The organism is Arthrobacter sp., from assembly GCF_031179985.1.
In the GTDB taxonomy this organism is placed as follows: domain Bacteria; phylum Actinomycetota; class Actinomycetes; order Actinomycetales; family Micrococcaceae; genus Arthrobacter.
Genome location: NZ_JAPSHJ010000084.1, coordinates 1 through 7,488, shown reverse-complemented (window position 1 = coordinate 7,488; position 7,488 = coordinate 1). Strand labels below are relative to the sequence as shown.

General features: G+C 63.4%; 7 protein-coding genes and 1 pseudogene. 5 read left to right on the top strand and 3 right to left on the bottom strand.

Annotated features, from left to right (window positions below):
- The 3 genes and pseudogenes from RIN13_RS19710 to RIN13_RS19700 form a co-directional block, all read left to right on the top strand.
- Positions 1-339 (top strand): annotated as a pseudogene (locus RIN13_RS19710) (hypothetical protein); the annotation flags it as partial.
- Between the two features lie 216 nt (positions 340-555).
- On the top strand, positions 556-1,974 hold the full coding sequence (locus tag RIN13_RS19705; protein ID WP_309109007.1) for an extracellular solute-binding protein: 1,419 nt from the start codon (positions 556-558) through the stop codon (positions 1,972-1,974).
- Between the two features lie 482 nt (positions 1,975-2,456).
- Positions 2,457-3,476 carry a hypothetical protein gene (locus RIN13_RS19700; protein WP_309109006.1) on the top strand — a complete coding sequence of 340 codons (1,020 nt, stop codon included), beginning with the start codon at positions 2,457-2,459 and terminating at the stop codon, positions 3,474-3,476.
- A gap of 128 nt (positions 3,477-3,604) precedes the next feature.
- On the opposite strand, the gene RIN13_RS19695 is transcribed toward RIN13_RS19700, so the two are convergent.
- Entirely contained in the window at positions 3,605-4,561 is a 957-nt protein-coding gene (locus RIN13_RS19695; RefSeq protein WP_309109005.1) for a peptidoglycan-binding protein, read from the bottom strand.
- A gap of 375 nt (positions 4,562-4,936) precedes the next feature.
- Between RIN13_RS19695 and trxA the strand changes: the two genes are divergently transcribed.
- Positions 4,937-5,374, top strand: coding sequence for a thioredoxin (gene trxA, locus RIN13_RS19690; protein WP_309109004.1), 438 nt, complete (start codon positions 4,937-4,939; stop codon positions 5,372-5,374).
- Between the two features lie 90 nt (positions 5,375-5,464).
- On the opposite strand, the gene RIN13_RS19685 is transcribed toward trxA, so the two are convergent.
- Both RIN13_RS19685 and RIN13_RS19680 read right to left on the bottom strand, forming a co-directional pair.
- Positions 5,465-5,743, bottom strand: coding sequence for an antibiotic biosynthesis monooxygenase (locus RIN13_RS19685; protein ID WP_309109003.1), 279 nt, complete (start codon positions 5,741-5,743; stop codon positions 5,465-5,467).
- 155 nt (positions 5,744-5,898) lie between these two features.
- Positions 5,899-6,879, bottom strand: coding sequence for a 3-methyladenine DNA glycosylase (locus tag RIN13_RS19680; RefSeq protein ID WP_309109002.1), 981 nt, complete (start codon positions 6,877-6,879; stop codon positions 5,899-5,901).
- Positions 6,880-7,063: 184 nt separating this feature from the next.
- Here RIN13_RS19680 and RIN13_RS19675 point away from each other — a divergent pair.
- A partial coding sequence (locus RIN13_RS19675) for a VOC family protein (protein ID WP_309109008.1) occupies positions 7,064-7,488 on the top strand: 425 nt, incomplete at its 3' end.

Here is a 7,488-nt window from a genome sequence, read left to right as displayed (position 1 = left end):
AAAGAACATAAGCGGGCCCGTGACCACAAGCCGTGGATCGACGTGATGTGGAAGCACCGGGTCCGTCTGACCCTGTCAGGGTCACAACACAACTACGAACGCTCATGCCCGGTGAACAACGCTGACCAGTGCGTCAGTGACGGGATGACAGCGTTCCAGGTTTCCACAGGAGGTATCGGTCTCCGCTCCTTCACCAGCAGCCCGGAGTACATCGTGAAGCGGTTCAGCGACACCCACGGGTTCCTTCGGATGACACTACGAGACAACGGGTCCTTCGACTGGGAGTTTGTTCCAACGTCGGGGTCGGGCACGGACGCAGGTACGCGTTCCGCACCCTAGCCAAAGAACCACCAGGCCCAGGCAGTGGAAACACCAGTTGGGCCGGTTTTCATCTTCCCTTCGATTTCCCCTCACTGAGCTCTGCGTCAGGGATCGCTACTGACATCCGCTATACCCGGCGATAACCTTGAAGTGTAAGTCCCGAACGCGGCGGGTCTCCATCAGCTGCCGGTCGCTTTCAGCCCCCAGCGGCACTTCCGAGGCAGGACCACCGAGGTGAAAAGAACCAGAGGCCGCGCCAAGGTCAGCATCCTCACTGCAGCTGGGCTGGCGGCAGCCCTCGTTGCCGGTTGTACGCCGAACACCGGGCAGGGAGTTGCCCCGGCCAATGTACCGGACGCCTACGACATCACGGTATGGATCACGGACACACTTCCCGACAGGGTCGAAAGGATGCAGGCGATCGCCGGGGAGTTCACCGCCGAAACCGGCCTAAAAGCGGAACTGATCAGGGTTCCGGAACATGAGTTTAACCAGACCTTGACCTCCTCGGCAGCGGCCGGCAACCTCCCCGACGTCATTGGCGCGATTTCACTGGGAAATGTCCGCACCCTCGCAGCCAGCAAATATGTCAACCCAGAAGCCAATGCCGCCGTGATCAAAAACCTCGGGGAAGAGACATGGTCGCGGCGCTCCCTCGAGCTGACCCGCGACCGAGGACGCCAGTTGGCTGTGCCTGCCGCCTCCTGGCAGCAGGTCCTGTACTACCGCAAAGACCTGTTCGCGCAGGCCGGCCTGGCTGCCCCCACGACGTATGGCCATATCCTGGCGGCCGCAAAGAAGCTGCACACGCCCCACCTCGCGGGCTTCGTTGCGGCCAATAAGGCGGGCCAGCCCTTCACCCAGCAGTCATTTGAGCACATCGCTCAAGGCAACAGGTGTGAACTGGTCAACGCGCAGGGCATCATCACCTTTGACAGTCCGCAGTGCGTGGGTGCGCTCGGCTTCTACAGCAACCTGCTCACGAACTACTCCGTTCCTGGTATCCAGGACATCAGCAGCGTCCGGAGTGACTACTTTGCCGGCAGGGCAGCAATGGCCATCTGGCCCACTTTCATGCTGGATGACCTGGCAGGGCTGCGGAGCGACGCCAGGCCCAGTTGTTTGGAATGCAAGCTTGATTCCGGGTTCCTGGTCAGGAACACGGGAGTAGTGGCGGGTATCCAGGGCCACGGCGGCGCCCCGCCGGCCCATTTTGGCGAGATCAGTTCCTGGACTGTCACCAATGACTCTGACGTTGAACAGGCGCGGAAATTCGTGGAATATCTCCTGAGTGACGGCTACTCAAAGTGGCTGTCCGCTGCTCCGGATGAACGGATCCCGGTTCGTTCAGGCACAGCCGCCCAGCCCTCAGAATATGCCGATACCTGGCGCGCCATGCCTGTAGGCGTCGGCAAGAGGGAACCTCTGGGCAGGTTCTACTCTGCTGAAGTTCTCTCCATCCTGCTCGAAGGCGTCAACGACCTCAGCCACTGGGGCATTCTCCAGGGTAGGGGCGATCTGGCCGGTGCTGCGATGACTGAACTGCCGATCGCCGAAGCCGTCGGTGAGGTCACTGCCGGCACGGCCGATCCCAGCACAGCAGCCAGCAAGGCTGCGAGCACCCTCCGCTCCATCCTGCGCTCCCTGAACTGATAGACAATGGGTCGGGCCGGGCCATCTCGGTCGCTGTCCCGAATCCTCCTCGTACCTCCCCGAATACGTCACTGAATAGTCGTCTATGACGTTTTTTCCGTGATGGAACGTTGCATCCTGAAGTTTCAGGGCTGCATTCTTTAGCAGAATAGAAGGATGCGCGCAGCGCTGCCATCACGGTGTTTGATTTGCGTAAAAAGACGCATTAGACACTCTTTCCAAACAGGGGAAATAGGACCATGATCTGTTCTAAGCCTGTCCGCGAATTAGCAAAGTCTCAGGTTGAGGAGGCGGAACGTAACCTTCTGGTGCATTGCCCGGTGAGTCTCCCCGGGAAACCTGCTTCGCGTCCAACCGGCGGCACCTTCGGTCCGCCTTTGGCCCGCGTGTTTTTTGGCAGTGCTGCTCTTTGAATTTTCCCCAATGACGTGGGTCACCGGCAGCGCTGATAGCAGAATAATTCAACGCGAAAGGCAATACTGATGTTCCAGCCAAAAAGACTATCGGCCCTTGGTTCCGCATTTACGCTGCTGGTGGCGATATCCACGGTGGCATCATGCGCAGCGCCAAATGCCGGTCAGACACCGACCACGGCGGCCACCTCGGCCGCAACGGGAGCAGCTTCGCCTACGGAAACGTCAACAGCAACGGGCACGGCATCACCGACGGAAACAGCTGCCGAGACCCCCAACGCATCAGAGCTGTGCGGTCCCGGCTCGGCCATAAATTTCGACGCAGGAGCCTTCCCGGAATCTCCCTCCATAGACAATAAATGGTTTTCACTGAAGCCGGGAACCGTGTACACGACCACCGGCAAGGTCGTCAACGCAGAAGGCACCACCGAGCGGACTGTCACACACACGGTGACCGGACTGACCAAAGTCATCGATGGTGTGAAGACTCTGGTGATGTGGGACCGGGATTACGCCGATGGGTCCTTGGTCGAATCCGAACTGGCGTTCTTCGCGCAGGACAACGCCGGTACTGTCTGGCTCTTCGGTGAGTATCCGGAAGAATTCGAAAACGACAAGTTCATCGGCGCACCCAACACTTTCATTCACGGCATTGACGAGAGCCAGGCCGGCATCGCCATGCAGGGCGAGCCCAAGACTGGTACTCCTGCCTATGTCCAAGCACACGCACCATCTGTGGACTTCCTCGACTGCGGCGAGGTCTTCAAGCAGGATGAGCGCGTGTGCGTGCCAACCGGCTGCTACGAGAACGTGCTGGTGATCGATGAGCACAATCCGCTCGAACCCGCCGTGGGCCACCAGCGCAAGTTCTATTCGGCCGGGACGGGACTCGTGAAAGTAACAGCGGAGGGTGGCGCCGACCAGGAAACCCTGGATCTCGTCAAGATAGAGCAGCTTACCGATGCCAAGCTGGCAGAGGTCCATAAGGAAGCACTCAAGCTGGACGAGCATGGCTACACGGTCAGCAAGGAAGTCTATGCCAAGACACCCCGGGCGGAAGTCACTACGAAGACCGTAGGTGGTAACTGACGGGCCAACCGGGGCTTTCAGGAGCGGCGCTGCCCAAGGTGGCGGCCCGCTCCTGACCGGTGCATTTGGCAACCGTGCGTGAGCTGTGCATTCGGAGGCAATGCGCCTGAGCTGCGCAATGCGCCGCATCAGTTCAGGGCTATCACCAGCATCTGGGCGGTACCTGGAATGCAGGTCTGCAGGACGGCCCGCGGGAATCCGCCGAACACTGCGGCGACGTCGTTCGTCGTGCCTCCAATGGGAACCTGCCCCCGTGCCGCCACCGTATAAGAGCCATAGCCCGGAAGATCCACGCGCTCTCCAACCTTGATACCCGAAAACCGCGCCCAGCCGCCGCAGAAGTCGTGCTCGGTGATGAAGAGCGAGTAGCCGTCGGTCGGTGTGAAATGGACCGGACCGATGCAGCTGTCCACCAGTGCCTGTCCTCCCGCTCCGGCCACGTAGATCGTGCGGACTGCCGGGGCGGGCGCGGGTGCGGGAGCCGGGGCGGGGGCAGGCGCCGGAGGAGGCACTGCGACGGGTGCAGCAATCCTGGGAGCCTCCGCCACCGGTGCAGGAGCGGGCGCTTTGGGCGGAACCGCGGGCGCCGCGGCACGAGCCGCCTTGGGCGCCGCCACAGGTGCAGGCGCCGCCGGTTTAGGCGCCACCGTGACGGCGGTTGTGGGGGCCGCGACGGCTGCCGCCGGTTTCGCAGCGGGCGGGACTGGCTTTGGGGCCGGCTTATCTGCGGAGAGCCGCTCATCGGCCGTTCCGCGCGCGCTTGGCCGGGTTACGGATGCGGCAGCCCCTCCCGCCGTACCCCATACTGACCGACCGCTGGATGGCCAGGGCAGGGCATCATCCGTGGTCGAAGCAGACTGGGCAGCTGCGCCGGGACTGCCCGCGGGAGCAGCTGGCCAAATGGGGGCGGCGACCGTGGCCAGCAGGACTCCCGCAAGTATCAGGGGCCCGGCATCAAAGCCTGTTCGCAGTGTTCCGCGCTGGGGTGTCGTCCCTTCCGGTGAATCCAGATGCTTTCGATTCACGTGCTGTGGAGTAGAAAGGCGGGCCTCGGCCTGGTGCCTGTTGCTCTCCTGATGATTCATGGCTGACCCCTGAACCGTGTAGTGCGGCGGGCAGAATCTGCGGCCGCGTGCTGGGCGGTCAGGCCGGGGAGGCGCCCGGCGGATTGCCGAAAACGCGTGGGTCAACCTGACCAATTCATATTGAGAGAGGGACGCGCTCGCTAACGCGTCTGCCCAGCAATGTTGAGTGTAGGAGGCGCCGCACCAGGGGCGCCCGCGTAGGCAATACCTGTCTTTACCCGCTGCGTCTACTTGGCTCCCGCAGGTCGTGGCGGGCCGCTGCCACCGAAGCCGCGGCTACACAGCGACGGGCGGAGGAATATTCCCTGTGACGCGGGTAGCGAACAAAGCCAGCGGAGTGGGGACATCGGGACCGGGCTCGCGTAGCGTGGACCCATGGCAACCGTAGACATTACAGGTGAACAGTTCGCATCGACCGTCGAGAACAACGACATTGTCCTCGTTGACTTCTGGGCCGAATGGTGCGGTCCCTGCAAGCAGTTTGGACCCACGTATTCCGCAGTTTCGGAAAAGCACGGCGACGTCGTCTTTGCCAAGGTGGACACCGAAGCCGAGCAGCAGCTGGCCGCGGAGGCCGGCATCACGTCGATTCCCACGCTCATGGCGTTCCGCGAAAAGGTACTCGTCTTCTCCCAGCCTGGGGCATTGAACGCCCCCCAGCTGGAACAGGTGGTCGAAGCTGTCAAGGCTCTCGACATGGAGGAAGTGCACGCGCACGTTGCCCGCTCGCAGGCAGAGGCTGCTGCTGCGGCAGGTGACGGCCAGCGGAAGAGCGCCGGCCCGCAGGACGGCTCCCAGATCCCGGACTTCTAAGCGCCCATTTAACGTGATGCGGGGCCGCTTCCCGCCCAGGACCTCTCGGTTCTCGGGCGGGGAGCGGCCCCGCGTTGTTTGTCGTAGCTGCTACAGGCGTTCAAGCCTCACGGGCTCTGCCAGCAGAGCGCTCAGGGACTCATTGAGGTCCTGGACAGCTGTGCCCTTGGAGTGCTTGTCAAGGTCCTCTTCAGAGGCCCAGCGCTCGGTGAGCACCAGCTTTTCCTCGACAGCCTCAGTGAGCTCGTAGCGGATGCAGCCGGGCTCATTGACTACCTCGTCGATTGCGATTTCCAGGGCGAGCTTCACGCGGAAGAATTCGCCGTCGTTGGGGATGAACGTTGCCTGCAGGTCGATGGGTGCACTCATGGATTTCACAATACCGGCCTCCACGGGTGACTCTTGTCTTGTGTCTCGGCCGACTGGTCCAAGGCCCAGGCTTAGTCGGGGCACAACTGCCCGTTCGCGTTGCTCCGGCACGAACCGTTCGCGCCTGTCCCGCAACGTTTTCCAGCACGAGGGCTTCAGTGCCCCCGGTGGTCCTGGATGGTCATCCGCGGACCGAACGTGGGTTTCCGGAAGCCGCTGAGGCCGATCATGCGGACGACGCGCTGCCGGTGCCCCTTCCACGGTTCAAGCAGGGCCAGCATTCCGGCGTCGTCCGTCCTTCGGCCAGTCAGGGCGGCGCCGACATCCGCAGCGAGATGGAAGTCGCCCACCGCAATGGAGTCGGGACAGCCGTGCGTCCGCTGCACCACCTCCGCTGCAGTCCACTCGCCGATCCCCGAAATGGCCTGCATCTTCGCGGCAGCCTCCGCTGCCGGCAGGGCGGCCAGCCGTTCAAGCGCGACGGCGGAACGCAGCGCACGCATGACGGTAGCCGAACGTTGGGGTCCCACGCCGGCCTTGTGCCATTCCCAGGACGGGATGCGCAGCCACTGCTCCGGGGTGGGCCGCACCAGCAATCCGGCCGGTACCACTGTGGAGGTGCCAGGCGCAGGGGTGCCATAGCGGTACATGAGGTAGCGGAAGCCCCGCCTGGCCTCGATGACGGTGACCTTCTGCTCCAGAACGGTGGGCACGAGGGAGTCCACCATCCGCCCGGTAGACGGGAGACGGAGCGTCAGGTTCCGGCGTCGTGCTTCCCGGACCATCCGCGGGAGCGTCGCGTGGAAGCCCGGCTCATCAAAAGCGGACCAATCGTCGCCCGCGCCCAGAAGCCGGGGCACGCCGGCAAGGGCCGACCCGGAACCGGGACCCCAGGCCTGCGCATCGACGTGCGGGTCCGGTCCCAGTTCGGCACTGGTGAGGCGAAGCGTGACCGGGCCATCCGGCGTCGTGAATGCCATCCAGAGACCGTCCGGCCGCGAGGCGAACGAAGGGTCCCCGTTGCCGCGCCTGAGCGGCCCGAGGGTTTGACGCAGGCTGTAGGGGCCGCCGGCGTACCACCGCAACGCGCCGTCCGCGGCAGCGGCAACGCTGGCGGGGACGTCCGTGATGGTCATGGAATCATCGTCCCACGGACCACCAGCATCGCGGTCCCGCTCATCCGGCGGAGCCCCCCGGTGCGGCTGCCAAGCAGCCAAGAGGGCCACCGCCGGGGCCTTAAGGTGCGCGGCCCGGAGGACTAGAATCCCAGGTGTGGCGCGGGTCCGCCGCGTCCTCCCCTTCTAAAATCGGGTGGTTGCAATGGGTGGAGTGGTGCATTTCGAAATCCCCGCGGACGACCAGGACCGGGCCAGGAACTTCTATAAGCAGGCTCTCGGCTGGAGGATCGACCCCATGCCGGAGATGGACTACAACATCGTCATCACCACACCCATGGACGAACAGACCGGCAGGCCGACGGAGCCGGGAGCCATCAACGGCGGCATGATGGCGAGGGAGGGTGAGCTGACCACCCCTGTTATCACAGTGGATGTGGAGGACATTGACGCCACCCTCGCGACGGTCGAGCAGCTCGGCGGCTCGGTGGTCAGGCCGAAGGATGCCATCCCGGGCATGGGCTTTTACGCCTACTTCAAGGACACCGAGGGCAACACCTTGGGGCTGTGGCAGAACCTCCATGCCGGTGGTGTGGAAGGAACTGCCGGTGGTGTGGAAGGAACTGCCGG

Bases quoted from the DNA above. Each gene is read 5' to 3' on its own strand.
- RIN13_RS19680 (WP_309109002.1), bottom strand. From the start codon at position 6,879: ATGACCATCACGGACGTCCCCGCCAGCGTTGCCGCTGCCGCGGACGGC.
- RIN13_RS19695 (WP_309109005.1), bottom strand. From the start codon at position 4,561: ATGAATCATCAGGAGAGCAACAGGCACCAGGCCGAGGCCCGCCTTTCT.
- RIN13_RS19685 (WP_309109003.1), bottom strand. From the start codon at position 5,743: ATGAGTGCACCCATCGACCTGCAGGCAACGTTCATCCCCAACGACGGC.
- RIN13_RS19700 (WP_309109006.1), top strand. From the start codon at position 2,457: ATGTTCCAGCCAAAAAGACTATCGGCCCTTGGTTCCGCATTTACGCTG.
- trxA (WP_309109004.1), top strand. From the start codon at position 4,937: ATGGCAACCGTAGACATTACAGGTGAACAGTTCGCATCGACCGTCGAG.